The organism is Paenibacillus pinihumi DSM 23905 = JCM 16419 (genome assembly GCF_000422505.1).
In the GTDB taxonomy this organism is placed as follows: domain Bacteria; phylum Bacillota; class Bacilli; order Paenibacillales; family Paenibacillaceae; genus Paenibacillus_D; species Paenibacillus_D pinihumi.
The window spans coordinates 865722-884795 of the sequence record NZ_KE383864.1 but is presented as its reverse complement, the minus strand read 5'-3'; the positions used below and the strand labels follow the sequence as shown (position 1 = coordinate 884795).

Below are 19074 nucleotides of genomic sequence, written 5' to 3'. Positions count from 1 at the left end.
GATGTTTGATGTGCTGCCGAGAGTAGATACTAAGTATTTTAACTGCTGGAAATCTCTCATTATTAGTTATCTTAAATCCCAAAGTGCCCCAGTTGAATTGTTATTTTTCAATAGTTTCGAGCGTACATCTGAGATTTACAGCCAGATTATCTTGAATCGAAAACCAAGATGGGATTATGTTTCAGCGTCATGCTCGAATGAGCATTTAAAACTGTTGAATACAAAATTAACTCACTATCCTTACAATTGTTTTCAAGAGGCTAGGGAGACTATTATTAACAGGTTGCTCTCTGGAAAACCAATATTCATTACTTGTGATATGTTTTATCTCCCGCACAAATCAAACCACTATCATCAAAATTATGTCAGACATTTAATTCTTGTGGGGGGATGTTTGCCAACAGAATCAGGCTACACATATCAAATATGGGATGATAACGCAAGCGGGATTGGTGACTACTCCTTATATGAATATGATGAAAAGGTTTTGGAGCTTGCCTTTAATCATTCTGAAAAGTTGATCTCGCAAGTAGAGCAGGAAAATTTCGGAGACCAAACTACCAGTCAATTTAAGCAGCAATTTATACAATGGATTATATCCTATGAAGATGATTATTACCTCTATGATTTTGCAGCAAGCCAGTTAGCTAACCACTCTTCGAATTCCCAGAATCCTATCTTTGAACAGCTAATTAGTGCATTTACTATCGTGTCTGGTTCTCGAGCTGTATTTTTGAAGTTTTTAAGATATATTTCACAGTTTTCAACAATTCAAGCTCTGCTGGCCGAAAGTACTTTACAGTCGGAGTTATTAGCAAATGCTTTACTAAAATTTAGAATTACCAATCGAATTGATATAAAACGATTTCAGGAGAAATGCTTACTAGTCAAATCGTTGGATATGGAAGTGATTCAGGAATTAAAGAAAAGTTTATATTTTCTCGAAAAGAAGGGATCACTTGATGACGCTGTTACATGAACTAATCGATATGGCTGCAAAACAAGCTCCTGACAAAGTAGCAATTATTGCAGAGGAAACACAGTTCACATATGAACAATTAAGGCGACATACGTTAATGATTTCCTCCTTTTTAAGATTTAAAGGAATTCAACGTGGTGATCGTGTTATTATTCTTCTTCCAAGTAGTCCAGATCTTTTGGCTATTGCAAATGCGGTATCTAGAATAGGAGCAATTTTCGTTATTCTTAACGATGCAATAACGACGTATAGCTTGAAATACATACTAGATGACGCGGAGTCAGCACTTATCATAACGGACAGGGTTCTTGTAAAAAAGCATGGCATTGGTAGCTCCTTATATATACATCATGAACTTATTGAAACAATAACAACATATAGAGCAGAAGATAGAGCAGAAGATCATATGGAATTGGAATCAATAACCTGCAACGAACAAATAAGCTGTGAACCTGTGTGTCTGATTTATACATCAGGCAGTACTGGTAAGCCAAAGGCAGTCATATCAACACATGAAAATATCTGTTTTGCTGTAAGATCAATCCAGAAGATCATTCAACTTAAATATGATGATATTATAGGTAATTTTCTTCCCCTTTCCTTTGACTATGGCTTGTATCAGGCATTTTTGTGTTTTGAGGCCCAAGCTACCCTTGTAATCGGAAAGAAAGAGGATATAGGACCTAGATTAATGACCAAACTTGAGCATTGGGGAGTGACCGTTTTTCCGTCAATGCCCCATATTACAAGTGCATTAGTAAGATTGGAGAGGAGAGTAAGTCCAACCTTACGACTAAGAGTCTTCACAACGACAGGTGCAAGGCATCATCACTCACTCACTGTGAAATTACTTAATATCTTCCCTGATTGTAGAATTTTCTTAATGTATGGTTTGACTGAGTGTAAGCGAGTGTCGATATTGCCTCCAGATTTAATTACTACCAAGGCGGAATCTGTAGGGTTGCCATTGCCAGAGACAGAGTGTCTAGTAGTAAATAATGAAGGGAAAGTAATGCCCCCCGGAGAGGTCGGGGAGTTAATTGTCAAAGGACCACATGTAATGCAAGGGTATTGGCGTGCCCCTAAGTTAACCAAAAGTAAATTTAAAATTTTTGAAGGACAACGTGTGTTGTATACAGGGGACCTGTTCTTTAAAGACGAAGAGGGTTTTCTGTATTTCTATGGGAGAAAAGATGAAATTTTTAAGAATAATGGGTACAGAATCAGTGCTGCTGAAATAGAGAGTGCTACGGAAAGTATTCCTGGAATACATAATGCGGCGGTGATAGTACATCGAAACGATAATGATAAGGCTGTTTTGTTTTTTGAAGGAATATTAAGTGTTGAAGAAATTTGGGAAAAACTCTCCGACAGATTAGAAGAATACAAAACTCCACATGAGATTATAAAAATTGATAAACTGCCAATAACAAGTAATCAAAAAGTGGATAAACGAAAGTTGATGGAACTACTTAGTGAAGGAGGACTATAATTGCAATATCTAAAAATCGTAGAACAGTACGGTAGTCCCGCTTACGTTTATCAATTAGACTCAATTGACCTTGCTTTTCAGGATTTGATGAATTCTTTGCCTACAGGAAGCCGAATTTATTATTCTCTAAAATCAAATCCACATCCATCAATTATTAAACATTTACTCAATTTGGGGGCGAAGGCTGAAGTTTCATCAATTAATGAGCTTCAAGTTGCGCTCAAGGCTGGAGCAAGAGCGGATGAATGTTTATATACGGGTCCGGGTAAAACGGAAAAGGAAGTAAGGTTTGCCATAATGCATGATGTAAAGTGGTTCTCGATTGAATCTTGGACAGATGCCGAACGATTGTCCCGCTTGTGTGAACTGCATCAGCGACAGGTAAATGCCATTATTAGAATTAATCCAAGTAAACCAGCAAACCAGGTTGGATTGTCAATGTCTGGAATAGCTTCTCAGTTTGGAATAGACGAGGAGGGGCTTGACTGTATCCCTGACCATATATGCAAAAACCATTGGTTAACTATATCTGGGCTGCACATTTACCAATCGACAAATTTGATGAATTCTAAAGATGTAGAAAGCAATCTAAAATACTCTATTCGAATTATGGCCAGAATATGTGCTAGATTAGGTATCAGGCCTGAACTATTGGATATTGGGGGGGGTTTTGGTTGTCCATTTGCAAAGGCTGGCCCAAGACCTGATTTTTCATCGATAAAGCCCTCTCTAGAGCAAGTACTTGATGAAGTTTTCCCTCAATGGAGAAAAGGGGACCCACAAATTGCTTTTGAATCTGGTCGGTACCTCACAGGCGAATCAGGAACACTTATCACGACCGTTACTGATGTGAAGACCAGCAAAAATCAAACTTTTATTATTGTTGATACGGGAATCCATCATTTGGGAGGAATGTCGGCATTAGGAAGAATACCTAAAGTAGCTGTACAAATGTTGGAGTATCCGAAACATCGTCTTTACAAAAATGCCACCGTCGTTGGTCCTTTGTGTACCCCGTTAGATTATCTGCTACGTGAAGTGTCGCTTCCCGAAGCGCAACCAGGAGACCATTATCTTATTCCTAATGTAGGAGCGTACGCTTTGACTGCAAGTCTGATGGGGTTTCTAAGCAGAGAAAATCCTGTAGAGATTGTAATGTATAAAGGGAGAATACTAGATGTATCACGAATTGTTCTCTCAAGAACGGAAGGGAACTATAACTAAATACCAAGATTAGGAGTGTCTCAAATGAGTTCAATAGATATTGACTTTCTTCAGTTGTTATCCCGATATCTGCGAAAAGATATTAATTTTCTGGGAAGGAATACAGAAATCCATATGAAAGCATTGGGCTTAGATTCAATGACCTCAATACATTTAATTTGTGACATAGAAGAAAAATATGAAATTGAGTTTCCTGACGAATATTTAATAGATGAAACATTCAGTAGCATCACAACACTGTGGAATATAACTCAATCAATCAAGTGTCGATTACCCTAAAGATTCGTTGTGGTCCGAAGAGATAGAGTGTGCTGAAGCTCTTGACAAAATATTCTTTGATCTGTATGTGAAACGTTGGAGATAGGTCCATTACATGTGTACGATTACGGCTGTCACGTTTAACAACATTTTTGAGAATCGTAAGGAAACACGATTGTATTGGCTACTGACGATGCCTTAAAATGAACTTCCTGCGAATCCATAGAGATCATATTGTAAATGTGTAGCTCTGAAACCTAAAGAGTTCCATTTATATACTGACTGGCATCTGTCAAATCCTATATTGTTGTTGGGTAGAACTTACAACAATATAGGATTTGACAGATGTTTTTTTATATTTACCCTCGTACTTCCTGTTTTTCAATTCCAAAATCACTAATTATAGTTTTGAACAATATTCCGAATAAAAATTGCAACTCGAAAATATGTTTATAAAACTTCGGGTAAGCGCATACACAAGCAGTGTCTGACAAACTGGCAGTGGATAATAGGGAGGTTGAAAAATGACAAAAATGGCGGGCGGCAAACGGGTATTTTATTTGCTGGTATCTGTAATTCTAACTGCTGCATTGCTGGCGGGCTGTACAGGCAGCTCCGGCAGTGGACAAGGTGAGAATGGGAAAAAAACAATTACGATCACGTACCGGGATGACGGTGTCGGGGAGCAGGGAGCATTTTATAAATGGCTTAAAGAACTGGCTGAGAGCTACCCGGATAAAAATGTCGAAATTAAACCTACGCCGATCCAGGCGTCGGAAGGTGACTATTTTGCGAAAATTGCGCTGGCGCTCAAATCCAAAGACAAAGCACCGGATATCGTCACCGAGGATACCTTCATTCTGAATTCGGATGCCAGCGCAGGCTTTCTGGAGCCGCTGGATGACAGGATGAAGGATTGGTCGGACTGGACTGACGGCTCGTTCATTGAAGCCATGAAAAAGGGTGTAACGGCAAGTGACGGCAAGGTGTACGGCGTGCCGTATAACACCGATTCCAGGGGACTGTGGTACAACAAGACGATTTTCAAAGCAGCCGGACTCCCGGAGAACTGGACACCGAAGACATGGGATGAAGTGCTGGATGCGGCAAGAACAATTAAGGAAAAAGCCGGGGACGGCGTGGTGCCGATCTGGATGAATATGGGCAAAGCAACCGGAGAAGCGACCTCCATGCAAACCTATGAAATGCTGCTCTACGGAACCGGGGAGCGGCTGTATGAGGACAGCACCGGCAAATGGATAACGAAAAGCCCGGGCATTCTGGATTCATTGCGGTTTATTGAGACGGTCAACAAAGAGAAGCTGGGGCCGCCGCTGTCCAAAGTATTGAACGGGCAGGCAGGAAATACGGCAACCCGTGAATATTTGCCGCAAGGCAAGTTGGCAATCTCACTGGACGGCTCCTGGATTACAGGCAATTACCTGGAGAATGGTGCTGCGCCTTGGCCGGAATACAAGGACGTGCTTGGTTTTGCGCCAATGCCGACGAGCAAAGGGCAGGCCCCGGGCTCCATTACACTGGCCGGAGGCTGGGCGCTCTCAATCCCGAGCAATGCCAAGAACAAGGATGAAGCATGGGAATTTATCAAATTTGCACTCAATAAAGAAAACTCCCAGAAGCTAGTTACTGCATCAGGCAATATTACGGTGCGGGCGGATGTAGCGAAGGATCCCGGATATACCCAAATGCCATTTAATGAAATCGCGACCGAATACCTGAAGAATGCCGAATTCAGACCGGCGCAGGATAAATACCCGGAAGTTTCCACTCAAATCCAGACGATGGTGGAGGCCGTGGCTACCGGAACCTCCCCGGAAGATGCACAGAACAAATATGCACAGGACGTAACCCGCATTGCAGGCGGGCAGAACGTGACCGAAAAATAAGCATAGCAAGTTGCGAAGCAGATTCAATTGAGGTATGCATCCGGCGTGTGGCCTGACATCCGCGCGCCGGAGTCGCGTCTCAAAATGTGCAGCCGAAGGCTAAGCTGTACAGGCAAACTGTAGGATACAACCGCTGATACTGTGAAATGGGCCAAGCTGATCTCTATATAAATGGGTCCGGTATACGGAGCATGAAGGTTATTTTTCCTTCAATGCTGTTCGCCATTTTGCATTTCATGTATCGTCCGGCATAAGGAAGGAGTACATTTCATGAGCAGTCTGGCGCTTAACAGTCCTCATCGGAAAAGAAACACGTATACATGGCTATACTTTTTGCTGCCTTCCATTATGATTATGCTGCTGTTTTTCATCTATCCGATTCTGTTGACCTTCTTCTACTCTTTCACCAATTTGGCTCTGACCGGGGAATCCGCGAGGGAGCTGAAGTTCATCGGGCTGGACAACTACACCCGCATGTTCCAGGATCCGACGGTACGGATCAGCATTTGGAATACACTCATTTTCCTGTTCGGTTCAGCAGTAATCGGCCAGCAGGTGCTGGGTTTTCTCATTGCCCTCTTGATGAAGCACAAAAATAAGCTGTTTCGACGGGTCATCGGCACAATCGTCCTTGCCGGCTGGGTGACGCCGGAAATTGTCTGTGCCTTATGCTTGTACAGCTTCTTTGGGGATGACGGCACGCTCAATGCGATCATTACTTCCTTCGGGCTGCCTGAAGTGACCTGGCTGTTCACCGTGCCGATGCTGACGATTATTTTGGCGAATATTTGGCACGGGACAGCCTTCTCCATGCTGGTCTTCCAGGCGGCGCTGGATGATGTGCCGAGCGAGATTGAAGAGGCTGCCGTTGTGGACGGGGCATCGCGCTGGCAGATTTTAACCCGGATCATTCTCCCCTATATCAAAGACTCGATTAAGACCAACATGATGCTTGTTACGCTGCAAACGCTTGGTGTCTTCGGCCTTATCTATGCGATGACAGGGGGCGGGCCGGGAACCTCAACCACAACACTGCCCATCTTTATGTACAATCAGGCCTTTATCAACTACCAGCTTGGTTATGGCACGGCGATTTCCTTGCTGCTGCTGCTAATCGGCATCGTGCTCAGCCTGTTCTATATCCGTTCGATGAAATAAATGTTTGACTTGTAAGTATGCTTCTGAGTGAAAAGATGGCTTAGAGAAAGGCTGAAGTGAAAGAGCGGATGCGTCCGCCTTTGTTTGCGGGTTTCGTCCAAGTGGGAACAACATTCCATGAAATCTGCAAACAACAGCGGCTTGTTCAGCCTTTCTCTGAGCCGCGGAAGCAAGCCAACAGATTTCCATGAATGACAAGGAGACTTCCTATGAACACGAAACAGCGTAAAATGATTTATCGCATTCTGCCGTACACTGTGCTCGTCCTGATCGGAATTTCCTTTTTGCTGCCGCTGTTGTGGGTGCTGGTTGCGTCCGTCGACCTGAATGCCATGCAATCGCTCAAAATTCCGCAAAATCTGACGATGAACAATTATATCGACGTCATTACAAGCAGCGAGAATCAGCGGGCCTTTCTGATCGGGCTCGTCATGTCGCTCGGCCAGGCGGTGCTGGTCGTCATTCTCGGACTGCTGGCGGCTTACCCGCTCTCGCGTTATCAGCTCAAATATAAAAAGCCGTTCATGCTGACTATTCTGTTCATGACCTCCCTGCCGATTACAGCCGTCATGGTCCCGGTGTACCAATTGTTTCTAAGTCTCAAGCTGTATGACAATATCGCAGGGGTCATTTTATTTTACGTGGCGTCTTCCATGCCGTATGGCATCTGGATGCTCAAAAACTTCATGGACTCGGTCCCGGGCGATCTGGAGGAGGCGGCATGGGTGGATGGGGCTTCAGTCTTCGTTGCCATGCGAAAAATTGTTGCACCGCTAATGATTCCCGGCATTTGTACCGTCGCAATTTTTACTTTTTCGGGAAGCTGGGGCAATTTTTTTGTTCCGTACATTCTGCTCCAGTCACCGGAGAAGTTCCCCGCTGCGCTCAAGCTGTACCAGTTTTTCGGGCAGTACGGCATGGTCGATTACGGCAAGCTGGCCGCCTTCTCTGTGCTCTATGCGATTCCGTCTGTCATCATGTACATTCTTTCCCAGCGGTTTATGTCCAAGGGTTTTGGGCTACAGGGCGGAACGAAAGGCTGATACGGGCGGCATAAGCCCATTTTTCCAAAGCTTCCAAAAAAATAATGCAATTCGGGTTGACAAAGCAAAGCGGGCTGCCCTATAATTTCGTTAACTAATAATTAAATGTGATGATTAGAAATAGTAGAAGTGAATGTGCTCTCAGAGAGCCGCTGGGTGGTGCGAAGCGGCAGTATCGTTCATTTTGAACTCGTCTATGAACAGCTTCCCGATAATGTAGGGCAAGACGGATTTCCACCGTTACAGGGATAGATGGTGTTAGCCATCGAATTGAGCTCATTTCAGCTGAAATGAATTAGAGTGGTACCGCGGGTTAAACCTCGTCTCTATATTAGAGACGGGGTTTTTTTGTTGGTTAAATTCCGGGTTTAACCAGCCCCGCTTTGACATAGACACTATACATTTGCTTAGGAGGAGAACTAACCATGACACGAAAAATTATTGTATTGGATACAACTTTACGCGACGGAGAACAAGTACCAGGGGCAAAATTGAATACACAGCAAAAAATCGAATTCGCTCAGCAATTAAAGCGGTTGAACGTTGATATTATTGAGGCAGGCTTTCCGGCTTCTTCCGCGGGCGACTTCCAGTCCGTCCAGGAGATTGTTCGTACCGTAGGAGATACCATCTCCATTACTGCGCTTGCGCGTGCTGTCAAAAATGATATCGACTCCGTATACGAGAGCATCAAGCTGGCACAAAATCCGTTCATCCATATCGTGCTGGGAACGTCCAATGTCCACGTGGAGAAAAAGTTCAACCGCTCCAAGGATGCTGTCCTGCAAATGGGGGTTGATGCAGTCAAATATGCCAAAACACTGCTGCCGCATGTCCAATATTCGACGGAGGATGCGTCCCGTTCGGATTTCGAATACTTATGGAAAACAATCGAGGCTGTCGTCAAGGCGGGAGCGACGATCATTAACGTACCGGATACAGTAGGATACGCGGTACCGGAGCAATTCGGGGAGTTGATCTACAAGCTCAATGACCGGCTGAAAAACCTGAACGACAAGGTCATTCTGAGTGTTCACTGCCATAATGACCTCGGTATGGCAACGGCCAACACACTGAGTGCGATCAAGAATGGTGCGGAGAAAGTAGAAGTAACCATTAACGGCCTGGGCGAGCGTGCAGGGAATACGTCCCTGGAGGAAGTGGTTATGGGGCTTAAGGTGAGAGAGAACTTCTACGGATGCACCACGGGAATTCAAACGCAGGAACTGATGAGAACATCCAGGCTGCTGACTCATCTGACGGGCCTGGACGTACAGGTGAACAAGGCGATTACCGGGGAAAATGCATTTGCGCATTCTTCCGGGATCCATCAGGACGGCCTGTTGAAAGACAAGAACGTATACGAAATTATGTCGCCTGAGGAAGTCGGAGCGGAGAAGATGGAGCTGATTTTGACTGCCCGTTCCGGACGCCATGCTTTCAAAAATACGGTGGAGAAAATGGGCTTCGAAACCGGAGACGCCGAGGACTTTGAGCAGCTGTTCCAAAAATTCCTGGCTCTTGCGGATTCCAAGAAGGAAGTGTACGACCATGATGTATTCTATCTGGTCACAAACCACCGGACCATCGATACGAGCAACAGCCAATTGTATGAGCTGGACTCCTTCCAGGTCATTACCAATGATCTGTATCCGACAGCGACGGTTAAGCTGAAGAAAGGCGATGAAATATTCAAAGACAGCGCAGTAGGCGATGGGCCGGTAGATGCGCTCTATAGTGTGATCAAATCGCTGACAGGCATGGACGTAGAGCTGAAGGATTATAAGATCAACAGCTTGTCCAGAGGCAAGGAAGCGATTGGCCGCGTTAATATTCGTGTGGAACATCAGGGCAGAACGTACTCCGGACGCGCTATGGACACCGATATTATCAAGGCAAGCGCACTTGCTTTCCTGAATGGCATCAATGCTGCTCTGCTGGATGCGGGCAATCACCAGTAATCCAAGGATTAGTCCTTCAACCCAATAGCGGAAAACAAGCCAGGGAACGGGCGGCGGTAACGCCTGCCTTCCCTGGCTGTTTTTAAATAGAAGAAAGTATAAGTTTCACTTTTATAATCGGCTTATATTTCTAAGCGAAACGAAGCTTTTGTCTGTCAAATGACTGAAAAGCCGATTGCGCTTATGCTGATTTTCCGGATGTATTCGTTCATTGAAAGGGAATTATGGTAATATGAAGCAGGCGGCAATTAAAGCAAGCAAGTGGAGGGCATAAATGCTGCCAAATTGGATGGTTACGAAACCGTCCATTTCCGTTATGGTAGTGATAAAAAGGGGGAGATAAGAATGATTAGCTACGTACTTGTTTTTTTTGTCATTGTTATCGCGGTCCTGTCCACACTTCTGGTGGGACATTCCCAGGAAAATAAAAAGGCGAGCCCTTCCTACGGGCAGAACATGGGAAAGAAATGGACGAGATTGACGATGTTTTATGTAATAGCCGCAGCAGCCAGTATTATACTGCTCGCTATTTATATTGTCTCTCTTTAGCAGCATCTATAATATCGGAATAAATGCCTGGATTTCACGGATGCGCACGGCCCACGTATGTTCCAGCGCAATCTCCCGGGTCCCTCAGGCGCAGGAGCACGGTATCAATAAACTGCGCGCCCGACCTGCAGACATCCACGTGCGGCTGCATGAGCATGCATCCAGGCAGTGCAGTCGATACGACGGGCTTGCCGCTTGCCAAATATTCATAGGCTTTGACCGGATTAGTGGCAAGCGAGGCGGGAGTGGGCAGGAAAGGAATCAGAAGAACAGAAAGCTTCCGGATATAACCGGACAGCTCGTGATGCGGCTTATGGCTCAAAAACAGCATTTTAGGCACCTGCATAAATTTGTCAGCCATCTCCATCATTTGCGGCTCATACGGGGTCTGTTCTGCAAATTCATCCAAGCAGTCATACACATTATACTGCTTTATTGTTCCAGTGAGCTGGGCAGCGAGCACTAGACGAAGGAGCCTTCTGAGGCTCCTTTTTGAATAGAAGGCCATGTTTCCTGCAGCCATTGCATATGGTTGTGCACGACGACAAGCCTTTCCTCAACCGGTTCGTTCTCCTTCTCAGCAATGGTTTTATTGTAAAAGAAAACATGATGCCCTGCCTGCGCCAGATGAAGCATAAGTTGGTGCGGGCGCTGCTTCATAAAAGCCCAGTCGATGATTGGCGGGAACAAGATGACTGCCACTTTTGTCCATCTCCGTTTCATTATTCTTTTTACAGCTCCATGTATGATACGGCATTCAGCGGCATAACAATTATCAATCGATTACCTTGATCAGAAAGGGTTTGAATCATGATTGTCTTTGTGCTGAATGATAGCCAGACGCCAGCCGCGCGTCTAACCGTACGTACAGCAGAGCTTCTGCTGCCAGATGCCGAGGTGGTACCGCTCACGCAACCTGCCGGCGGCAAGTTGAACCAATATTTAAAACAGCGTAAGGAATTGAAATACATGGTGACGCTGCCCTCAGGGATGGAATTGCTGCGTTCCTTCCGGGCTGAGCTGTCGGGCTGGATGGAACTAATGAAGGAGAAGGGACTGGAATGGCTGCGCATTCAATCCAGCCTCCCGGCGTCGTCAGGCACTCAAGAGCCTGCACCGCCTCAGGCTGTTACGATATGGACCCGCAGTGCGCTGGCCTGTGGAGAACTGTCCGGATTTGCAGATGAGAGTGATTTGCCCTTCAATCACTATACCGATTATGACAAGTATGTTCAGATTCGTTCCATTTGCCCGGGACATGTGCTGTCCAGTGATAGTTTCCGGCCGGCTCCCCAGCAGCCTCCTTCCTGGCAGCGACGACGCGAGGAATGGGAAGCTGTGTCTCCCTTGCTGGACGCTCCGGCAGCTCAGGAGACAGATTTCAAACCACTTATATCCATTGTTATTTGCGCTTATAATGCAGCGGCTCATTTGCCTTGGGCGATACGGAGTGTATGCAAGCAGTCATGCAGGGAGTGGGAGCTGATCATTATTGATGACGCCTCCGATGACGGAACAGATGCAGCTATTCATCGTTTGGTCCCGGCCTCGGCACAGATATCGGTAATACGTCATGAGCATAACCGGGGAAAAGCCGCATCGCTCAATACAGCTCTAGAATATGCGCGGGGAAGCTGGCTGCTGGAGCTTGATGCTGATGACTGGCTGCCTGTTGACTCCATTGCCCGGCTTGTCGAAGCGGTATCAGCTTCTGAGGACAACACCGCTTTAATATACGGAAATCACGGCCAATGGCATGAGCGCAGCCAAGATCAGCTTGTATTCCGGGACATTCATGTGCCTGCGCCGCTTAAGGATGGCAGGCAGCTGCTGGAGACAGCCATGCCTCTCATACCAAGGCTTTACCGCACAGCTGCCCTGCGGCAGGAAGGGGGCTGGCGATGTGCAGACCCTTTTTACGGCAGGCTCTATGAAGATATGGAAATGCTGATCCGCATATTGCGAAGCCATGAAGCCGCATATATTCCCCACTGCCTGTATCACCGCCGCCTGCGCGCCTCGAGCATGACCCTGAAGCATGCAGGAGCCTATGCTGCCTGGAAGCTGTGGGCACTTGCCAGCTTTACAGAGCTAGAGAAGCGTTAAGGCCGCTAAACGTATTTCCTTTTGCACGAAAGCTTAAGTCAATATCCGGACAAAGGAAACCTGGCTGGTAAAAGCTTTACCTGCTCAGTCGGCGTCTGGTAGGATGGAGCAGTAACGAGAACGGTGAAGAGGCCGTTGCCCACGGATAGCAGATCGCCTGTATAATAATTGCTGCTCAGAAAAACCTCAATGGAGCGCCCGATATTGCCGGAAAGCAATTGCTCAAAATTCATGTCATCCCCTCCTGTCATTGATACACGGCATTAATTTGTGAAGCCAGTACAAGTACAATATCTCCGGTTGGCTCCTGAAACTGAATGACATCTGTTCCTACAATTAATACAACGCCGCTGACTGTTCCCGCAGGAGTCTCGACAGTGACAGTCTGACCGATTTTACCTTTAAAATATTCGATAATGGCCGGATTCTCCGGCTCTCTTTTTATATGTTTTGACACGGGATTTGCTTTTGCCCTTGGTTTTGGCTATACTGCTGCACCTCCGTTATAGATTCATATCATTGCTCTACGGCAAAAACTGGCCGAAATGATGAATCATAATCCTTCCGACTCCGGCACACGCTAATGGTGCAAAGGAGGCGAAGCGATCATGGCTAAGCAGCAGGGGCATGCAAATAAAAATACAACGACCAAAACCAAAGACAAAAAAAGCAATGGATCAGGCAATAATCACTGATGCATTCACAGCTTCCCGTCCCTCAGACGGGAAGCTGTTTTTATTATGATTTGGTTTTTATATGGAAAAGGAAGATGTTTCTTTCATTGAGATAATCGGATAGGGATGATACACTTTAGAATAAAGGCACGTAACAAAAATGCGTGCCCGCAGGCCAAAAAGGGGCACTGAAATCATGCATATCCGAAAAATGACAGCTCATGACTTGGGCTGTAAACTGGAGATCAACGATGCTTTTATCGTAGACTCCTTCCTTGAGTTTGTAATCAAAGATCAAACTATCCGCTATACGGTACAAGCCGTCGAGCCCTATGAGAAAAGCTACACGGTTGAACTGGCTCAAGATGGTGAGGAAGAGGATTATTCGAACTATATCGATAACCCCGATCAATCCGTTTATCTGGCCTTTGTAGAGAGTCATCCACAGCCCGTTGGCCAAATTGTTTTGAAACGCAACTGGAATCATTACGCTTACATAGAAGACATCAAAGTCGATTCATCGTTCCGAAGGCACGGTGTCGGCCGCGCACTAATCGAACAGGCCAAGCACTGGGCGAGGGGAAATGGGATGCCTGGAATTATGCTGGAGACGCAAAACAATAACGTAAAAGCGTGCCTCTTTTACGAAAGCTGCGGCTTCATAATTGGCGGTATTGATCTGAATCTTTATAAAGGGATAAACAGGCAAAGCCGGGAAACAGCAGTGTACTGGTACTGGATGAACAAATAATTGCTGAAATTCAATTAAAACGGAGGAATAAAGATGATGAAAAAATGGGGCGCTCTTTTTTAACATAAGGCTAGTCCGGTACGAAACCGTGGCCCTCCACCATCTGTTCAGCAGGACAGACAACATCATTTTATAAAAGGTGGAGGTACAAAAGATGAGAAATGAACAAGAGGTATTCGCACAGTTGTTGCAGTTTGCTGGTGAGGACGAGAATATTCGCTGCGTTGTAATTAACGGTTCACGTATGAATCCGAACGCACCAAAGGACTTTATGCAGGATTATGATGTCGATTTTTATTTGGCAAACCTGCAAGAACATCCGTACAATTCGGACCGGAGCTGGATTGACCGGTTTGGAGAGCGGGTGGTTGTCCAGTATGAGTATTTTGAAGACGGCATGTCGATCTTTATGATGCAGTTTAAGGACAGTGTCAGAATTGATTTGAGCTTCAAAGATCTTAATCAAGTGCGTGAGGTTTACGAGGATTCGTTATGCAAGGTCTTGCTCGACAAGGATGGTCTGAATCTAGGGCTGCCGGAGCCAAGCGACCGGTCTTACCTGATCAAAAGGCCTGCCAGGGAGCTGTGGGATTTGCATGTCATTGAATTATGGTGGCTGCAGGTTTACATTGCCAAGGAACTTTGGCGGGATGAGATGCCGCGGGTAAAGGAGCTTTACGACCGTTATTTCATGGAGTCGCTTCGTTTCCTGGTAGAGTGGCATATCGGTATTCAACATGATTGGAGCATCAATACCGGGGCCACCGGCAAATGGTTCAAACGCTTTCTGGAGCCTGAGCTTTACCAGGAGTATATTTCTCTTTATGTAGGAGCTGACCCGGATGAGCAATGGAACAAACTGTTTGAGGCAGGGGATTTCATTCGCAAGATCGCGGTTCCGCTTGCAGATCGCTTGGGCTATGATTACCCTGCACACGAGGAACGCGAGGTTACGGCCTATATTCAAAAGGTACGTGTCTTGCCGCCGGAAGCAGACGCAAAGAGTTGGGATGAATAGCACAGTATAATAAAATAAAATAAAATCGATTTCACAAACTCTTCCTTCCAGGCTGCACAAGCCTCGCGCAGGAAGAGTTTTTTGATGCAAACTTAAAGGGTACTATGAATAGATGCAAACATTTCTTTTTAATTCTGGGCTTGAAGGAAAAAACAGGAAAGCTGTCGAAAAATACATCTAATAGCAGAATTAGAAGGAGCAAGGTGGTCGGAAATCAAAAAATAAAAACATTAATTATTTTAAAGGAATAATCGTCAAATGACGCGCAGAATGGGGGGGGATGAATAATGAAAGACCTGTTATTGGATTTTCTGTCGATTTTATTCCCGGTTTTATTGTATCAATTTGTTGTCCTGACACATTCGAGTCTGGTCAAGGACATCATTTACAAAATAAGCCTTGGAGTGTTATGCGGGCTGGCGATTGCCAGTTCCATGATATTGCCTGATCCAATAATTAATGATTTGGACGGCGATTTAAGACATATTCCCTTGATCATCGCCTCGCTTTACGGCGGCTATTTATCTGGCGGCATTGCACTTGCCTGCTTTATGCTGACCAGGTTTTTCATTGGGCCGGCCGGATGGGAGCTGGCGTTTTTAGCAATAACAGCGGCTTTTGGTGCTGCTTCCATCTTCCGTTCCCGCTTTGCCAAGCAGACGCCCTGGCGCAGGCTGTTCATTACGACAGGTTTAACGCTTGCCGGATTTGCCATCAGCTGGCTTTCCACCATCTCCCAGCATGGGAATGCCGGGGATATCCGACAGTTGGCAATTGTTTGTATAATCCAACTGCTGGCCATGGGAATGACAGTATTTTTGATGGAGGTCACGATCAAATCGAAGCAGATGCAAAGGCAGCTCTTGTCTGTGGAAAAGATGAATCTTGCGAGTCATTTGGCATCCTCTGTCGCCCATGAGGTTCGTTCACCGTTAACTGTGGTAAAGGGATATCTTCAGCTTGTGTCCGGCAGTATGGAAGGAAAGAACCGGATTTATATAGAAACCTCGCTTGCCGAGCTAAAACGGGCCGAATATGTCATCAATGATTTTCTTAATTTTGCGAAGCCTCAGCTTGAGAAGATGGAAGTTGTCCAGGTTGCAGATATGCTGCATCAAATTAGACAATCAATGTCAGAAACCGTTGGGATGTACAAAGTGGATTTGCAGGTCGAAGCTGAGGAGGGCCTGCGGGTTGAGGCAGACCGCTACAAAATCATTCAGGCCTTGGCCCATATTATCAAAAACGCTGTCGAAGCTTCCTATGGAGGACAGGTTTCCGTCTATGCCCGCCGGGTTTCGGACAAAATTCAAATTTCGGTCTGTGACAACGGGGAAGGGATGACGCCGGATGAATTGACAAGGCTCGGCACACCGTTTTATTCTACCAAAAGCAACGGTACCGGACTCGGATTAATGGTAGCTTTCCGCATTATTGAGGCGATTGGCGGGCAGTTGGAGTATACAAGCGAGAAGGGGAAAGGCACGACCTCTGTTGTCAGCCTGGACATTGCCTCCTAGCCGGATTCAAGACTATTATTGAAAAGGGGAGGGACTTGTCATGATACTGGAAACAGCCGTTTTGCAGGTAAAATCAGGACTGAAGGCACAATTCGAGGCGAATTTCCGGAAGGCTTCCGCCATTATTGCCGGTATGAAGGGTTATATTAGCCATGAGCTTCAACAATGTCTGGAGAATGACCATCAATATTTGCTGCTTGTGAAGTGGGAGACGCTGGAGGATCATATAGAAGGGTTCAGAGGGTCTGCGGAATATCAGGAGTGGAAAAGCTTGCTGCATCATTTTTACGATCCATTTCCGAAAGTAGAACATTACACGAAGCTGAATCCGGATAACTTGTAAACGAGGTGAGCCATGGAACAGCATATTATTCGTATAGCAAAAGAAACGGCCATCAAAGCAGCAAGACAAGCCGGGCAGATTGCAAAAGGGCGGTTTGACCAGTTCGGGCAGGTACAGGTAAAAGGTCAGTATGGAGATGTCGTTACCGAAGTGGACCATTTGACGGAAAAGATAATTATTAGTCAGATTCAAAGCATGTTTCCCGGTCATCAGATTCGAAGTGAAGAAATTGGAGACAACGGTCTGCAATCGGATTGGCTCTGGCTCATTGATCCGCTGGACGGCACCAACAACTATGCGATCAGTCTCCCGATATTTACAACCTCGATTACGCTATTGTTCAAAAATCAGCCTGTTCTTGGAGTGATTTATGAGCCGCTCACGGACCGGATGTTTGTTGCCGCCAGCGGTGAAGGGGCCAATTGCAACCAGAATGAGCTTCGAGTGAGAGAGTGCAGCGATTTGAAGAAAGGTACGATTGGCTGGATTCAGGGCCATGGCGTGCAAAAGGACCCTAAAGCAGCCCAATTAAGGTTTTTTATCGACTCCCATTTCAAGAGAATGATCCGCTTGTGGGCACCGACTTTGCAATGGTGCCTGCTTGCCAAGGGGGAGATTGACGGCATGGTATTGTATAATTCTGAAGGCGAGGATCTTTATTCCGGTATTCTGATGGTAAAGGAGGCTGGCGGAGTAGTAGTAGATTTTAATGGGCGCCCATTTGAGAGTGTGGTTGATGAGCCGTATCTTATCGCCTGCCACCCTGCTCATCAAGAGGAATTGGTACAGCTGGTGAATGAAGGCCTTGACTGAGATGTGGACATCAAATTGTGAAGCTTACACGGATGAGCCGTTTGAGCTTCTTTTTTTTACCATGTAGCGTGTTGGAACGATTACGTTCCTCTTATCTTTTATTGTGCTTAAAATTTCTTCAGAAAAAATTCAGATTCTTTTTTACTTTTTCCGAAGAAATTTTGCTTAAGATTTAGATAATCCATCTAAGCCGCAAAATGGAAGGAAAGGAACAGAACAATATGGTTAATTTAGGGCGCTACAAGCCTTTATTATGGATATTTGCAATACCTGTTCTCAATATATTTTACGGTTTGCTTAACAACGGGAACCGTACTGTATCCAGCTTGTTAATACCCTGGGACGAACGGATTCCATTTCTTCCTGTTTTTATTATCCCATATCTTGCCTGGTATCCATTCGTCATGATCATGCTGGTTGCCATATTTATTCAACACAGTACGGTCTATTACCGGACCTTGATTGCTTTATGTCTCGGTCTGATTTTAAGCTATATCACGTTTTTCTTTTTTCAGACTTCGATTGACCGTCCGGAAATTTCGGGCGAAGGGGCGCTGCTATGGCTTGTGAAGCTCGTTTACACAACTGACGGCGCCTACAATTGTTTTCCGAGCATTCATGTACTGACCAGCTATTTGATGCTCAAGGGAGCAGCGGCTTGTACCGATCTTTCGATAGGAGCCCGATTGGCGGTCCGGGTTATTGCATGGTCTGTAATTATATCAACTGTATTTGTCAAACAGCATGTGCTGCTTGATATTGTCGGAGGCATCGTGGTAGCGGAACTGATGTTCTACGCTGCCGGCAGATGGATCAAATCAAGGCAAAAGTTAAGAACCGTCCAATCCGCGGCTGCAGATTATGCCGAGCACAGCTAGCCGGATTTCCAGACGTGGACTTTTTGGCTCTTAGGTACATGATGAATAGCATAGACAGAGAAGGAGGGGAACAACCTTGAGAAGCAGCTTGCGGGGACGGCTGCAGGCGAAGCTGCTGCACAAGCCGCTCAAGGATCATTCCTTCCCATCCGGCCATACGACAGCTATATTTTCAATTATTATTCCTTTCGTATTTATCTCCGGCTTGCTCGCCCTGTTGCTTGTGCCGCTGGCACTGCTCGTAGCACTGACACGTGTTTACCAAGGCCTGCATTATCCGTCCGACTGCATCGCTGGCTGTCTGCTGGGCACGTTTGGCGGATTGCTCGCAGTTGTTGTTATCTAAATACCAGATCAGATATTCAGTGCAGGGTTGGATTTCAGTAAATACATGAAATGG

21 protein-coding genes and 1 other annotated feature are annotated in these 19074 nt (G+C 45.7%); of the genes, 17 read left to right on the top strand and 4 right to left on the bottom strand.

Features of this window, described 5'->3' with window-relative positions; genetic code table 11:
- Position 1 precedes the first annotated feature (1 nt).
- The 9 genes from H583_RS0118270 (at position 2) to H583_RS0118230 (ending at position 10571) form a co-directional block, all read left to right on the top strand.
- Positions 2-979, top strand: a complete 978-nt coding sequence (locus H583_RS0118270) for a cysteine peptidase family C39 domain-containing protein (RefSeq protein WP_028561738.1) — start codon at positions 2-4, stop codon at positions 977-979.
- Positions 963-2471 (top strand): class I adenylate-forming enzyme family protein, encoded by a 1509-nt coding sequence (locus H583_RS0118265; protein WP_028561737.1) that lies wholly within the window; start codon positions 963-965, stop codon positions 2469-2471. Before H583_RS0118270 ends, H583_RS0118265 begins: the two co-directional genes overlap by 17 nt.
- Positions 2472-3695, top strand: a complete 1224-nt coding sequence (locus H583_RS0118260) for a type III PLP-dependent enzyme domain-containing protein (RefSeq protein ID WP_028561736.1) — start codon at positions 2472-2474, stop codon at positions 3693-3695.
- A gap of 24 nt (positions 3696-3719) precedes the next feature.
- Positions 3720-3974, top strand: coding sequence for a phosphopantetheine-binding protein (locus tag H583_RS38170; RefSeq protein WP_036709926.1), 255 nt, complete (start codon positions 3720-3722; stop codon positions 3972-3974).
- Positions 3975-4486: 512 nt separating this feature from the next.
- Positions 4487-5860 (top strand): ABC transporter substrate-binding protein, encoded by a 1374-nt coding sequence (locus H583_RS0118250; RefSeq protein ID WP_028561734.1) that lies wholly within the window; start codon positions 4487-4489, stop codon positions 5858-5860.
- 270 nt (positions 5861-6130) lie between these two features.
- Positions 6131-7018, top strand: a complete 888-nt coding sequence (locus H583_RS0118245) for a carbohydrate ABC transporter permease (RefSeq protein ID WP_028561733.1) — start codon at positions 6131-6133, stop codon at positions 7016-7018.
- A 209-nt stretch (positions 7019-7227) separates the two neighbouring features.
- Complete coding sequence (locus H583_RS0118240) at positions 7228-8061, top strand: carbohydrate ABC transporter permease (RefSeq protein ID WP_028561732.1); 834 nt, start codon at positions 7228-7230, stop codon at positions 8059-8061.
- A gap of 101 nt (positions 8062-8162) precedes the next feature.
- Positions 8163-8392 (top strand) — a binding site (T-box leader).
- Positions 8393-8486: 94 nt separating this feature from the next.
- Positions 8487-10022, top strand: coding sequence for a 2-isopropylmalate synthase (locus tag H583_RS0118235; protein ID WP_028561731.1), 1536 nt, complete (start codon positions 8487-8489; stop codon positions 10020-10022).
- Positions 10023-10367: 345 nt separating this feature from the next.
- The gene (locus H583_RS0118230) at positions 10368-10571 is read left to right on the top strand and encodes a hypothetical protein (protein ID WP_028561730.1); all 204 of its coding nucleotides are present in this window, start codon (positions 10368-10370) and stop codon (positions 10569-10571) included.
- A gap of 34 nt (positions 10572-10605) precedes the next feature.
- Here H583_RS0118230 and H583_RS0118225 read toward each other — a convergent pair whose 3' ends face one another.
- Together H583_RS0118225 and H583_RS0118220 are read right to left on the bottom strand one after the other, a co-directional pair.
- Positions 10606-11034, bottom strand: a complete 429-nt coding sequence (locus tag H583_RS0118225) for a glycosyltransferase family protein (protein WP_028561729.1) — start codon at positions 11032-11034, stop codon at positions 10606-10608.
- On the bottom strand, positions 11034-11294 hold the full coding sequence (locus H583_RS0118220) for a hypothetical protein (RefSeq protein WP_154665913.1): 261 nt from the start codon (positions 11292-11294) through the stop codon (positions 11034-11036). The genes H583_RS0118225 and H583_RS0118220 overlap by 1 nt, the downstream gene beginning before the upstream one ends.
- A gap of 87 nt (positions 11295-11381) precedes the next feature.
- On the opposite strand from H583_RS0118220, the gene H583_RS35400 reads away from it, so the two are divergent.
- Positions 11382-12677 carry a glycosyltransferase family 2 protein gene (locus H583_RS35400; RefSeq protein WP_051236587.1) on the top strand — a complete coding sequence of 432 codons (1296 nt, stop codon included), beginning with the start codon at positions 11382-11384 and terminating at the stop codon, positions 12675-12677.
- 38 nt (positions 12678-12715) lie between these two features.
- Here H583_RS35400 and H583_RS0118210 read toward each other — a convergent pair whose 3' ends face one another.
- Positions 12716-12910 carry a hypothetical protein gene (locus tag H583_RS0118210; RefSeq protein WP_028561727.1) on the bottom strand — a complete coding sequence of 65 codons (195 nt, stop codon included), beginning with the start codon at positions 12908-12910 and terminating at the stop codon, positions 12716-12718.
- A gap of 14 nt (positions 12911-12924) precedes the next feature.
- Positions 12925-13134, bottom strand: coding sequence for a DUF2642 domain-containing protein (locus tag H583_RS0118205; protein WP_028561726.1), 210 nt, complete (start codon positions 13132-13134; stop codon positions 12925-12927).
- A gap of 413 nt (positions 13135-13547) precedes the next feature.
- Between H583_RS0118205 and H583_RS0118195 the strand changes: the two genes are divergently transcribed.
- The 7 genes from H583_RS0118195 to H583_RS33355 all read left to right on the top strand — a co-directional run bounded on the left by H583_RS0118195 (position 13548) and on the right by H583_RS33355 (position 19020).
- Positions 13548-14102, top strand: coding sequence for a GNAT family N-acetyltransferase (locus H583_RS0118195; protein WP_028561725.1), 555 nt, complete (start codon positions 13548-13550; stop codon positions 14100-14102).
- Between the two features lie 154 nt (positions 14103-14256).
- Positions 14257-15120 (top strand): aminoglycoside 6-adenylyltransferase, encoded by an 864-nt coding sequence (locus tag H583_RS0118190; protein ID WP_028561724.1) that lies wholly within the window; start codon positions 14257-14259, stop codon positions 15118-15120.
- A 287-nt stretch (positions 15121-15407) separates the two neighbouring features.
- Positions 15408-16640, top strand: a complete 1233-nt coding sequence (locus H583_RS0118185) for an ATP-binding protein (protein ID WP_028561723.1) — start codon at positions 15408-15410, stop codon at positions 16638-16640.
- Between the two features lie 40 nt (positions 16641-16680).
- Positions 16681-16983 carry an antibiotic biosynthesis monooxygenase family protein gene (locus H583_RS0118180; RefSeq protein ID WP_028561722.1) on the top strand — a complete coding sequence of 101 codons (303 nt, stop codon included), beginning with the start codon at positions 16681-16683 and terminating at the stop codon, positions 16981-16983.
- 12 nt (positions 16984-16995) lie between these two features.
- Positions 16996-17796, top strand: coding sequence for an inositol monophosphatase family protein (locus H583_RS0118175; RefSeq protein ID WP_028561721.1), 801 nt, complete (start codon positions 16996-16998; stop codon positions 17794-17796).
- A gap of 221 nt (positions 17797-18017) precedes the next feature.
- Positions 18018-18674, top strand: a complete 657-nt coding sequence (locus tag H583_RS0118170; RefSeq protein WP_028561720.1) for a phosphatase PAP2 family protein — start codon at positions 18018-18020, stop codon at positions 18672-18674.
- Positions 18675-18750: 76 nt separating this feature from the next.
- Positions 18751-19020, top strand: coding sequence for a phosphatase PAP2 family protein (locus H583_RS33355; RefSeq protein WP_051236585.1), 270 nt, complete (start codon positions 18751-18753; stop codon positions 19018-19020).
- Positions 19021-19074 lie beyond the last annotated feature (54 nt).

Bases quoted from the DNA above. Each gene is read 5' to 3' on its own strand.
- H583_RS0118250 (WP_028561734.1), top strand. From the start codon at position 4,487: ATGGCGGGCGGCAAACGGGTATTTTATTTGCTGGTATCTGTAATTCTA.
- H583_RS0118190 (WP_028561724.1), top strand. From the start codon at position 14,257: ATGAGAAATGAACAAGAGGTATTCGCACAGTTGTTGCAGTTTGCTGGT.
- H583_RS0118240 (WP_028561732.1), top strand. From the start codon at position 7,228: ATGAACACGAAACAGCGTAAAATGATTTATCGCATTCTGCCGTACACT.
- H583_RS0118220 (WP_154665913.1), bottom strand. From the start codon at position 11,294: ATGAAACGGAGATGGACAAAAGTGGCAGTCATCTTGTTCCCGCCAATC.
- H583_RS38170 (WP_036709926.1), top strand. From the start codon at position 3,720: ATGAGTTCAATAGATATTGACTTTCTTCAGTTGTTATCCCGATATCTG.
- H583_RS0118270 (WP_028561738.1), top strand. From the start codon at position 2: ATGTTTGATGTGCTGCCGAGAGTAGATACTAAGTATTTTAACTGCTGG.
- H583_RS0118185 (WP_028561723.1), top strand. From the start codon at position 15,408: ATGAAAGACCTGTTATTGGATTTTCTGTCGATTTTATTCCCGGTTTTA.
- H583_RS0118210 (WP_028561727.1), bottom strand. From the start codon at position 12,910: ATGAATTTTGAGCAATTGCTTTCCGGCAATATCGGGCGCTCCATTGAG.
- H583_RS35400 (WP_051236587.1), top strand. From the start codon at position 11,382: ATGATTGTCTTTGTGCTGAATGATAGCCAGACGCCAGCCGCGCGTCTA.
- H583_RS0118230 (WP_028561730.1), top strand. From the start codon at position 10,368: ATGATTAGCTACGTACTTGTTTTTTTTGTCATTGTTATCGCGGTCCTG.
- H583_RS0118175 (WP_028561721.1), top strand. From the start codon at position 16,996: ATGGAACAGCATATTATTCGTATAGCAAAAGAAACGGCCATCAAAGCA.
- H583_RS0118180 (WP_028561722.1), top strand. From the start codon at position 16,681: ATGATACTGGAAACAGCCGTTTTGCAGGTAAAATCAGGACTGAAGGCA.
- H583_RS0118245 (WP_028561733.1), top strand. From the start codon at position 6,131: ATGAGCAGTCTGGCGCTTAACAGTCCTCATCGGAAAAGAAACACGTAT.
- H583_RS0118195 (WP_028561725.1), top strand. From the start codon at position 13,548: ATGCATATCCGAAAAATGACAGCTCATGACTTGGGCTGTAAACTGGAG.
- H583_RS0118265 (WP_028561737.1), top strand. From the start codon at position 963: ATGACGCTGTTACATGAACTAATCGATATGGCTGCAAAACAAGCTCCT.
- H583_RS0118170 (WP_028561720.1), top strand. From the start codon at position 18,018: ATGGTTAATTTAGGGCGCTACAAGCCTTTATTATGGATATTTGCAATA.
- H583_RS0118235 (WP_028561731.1), top strand. From the start codon at position 8,487: ATGACACGAAAAATTATTGTATTGGATACAACTTTACGCGACGGAGAA.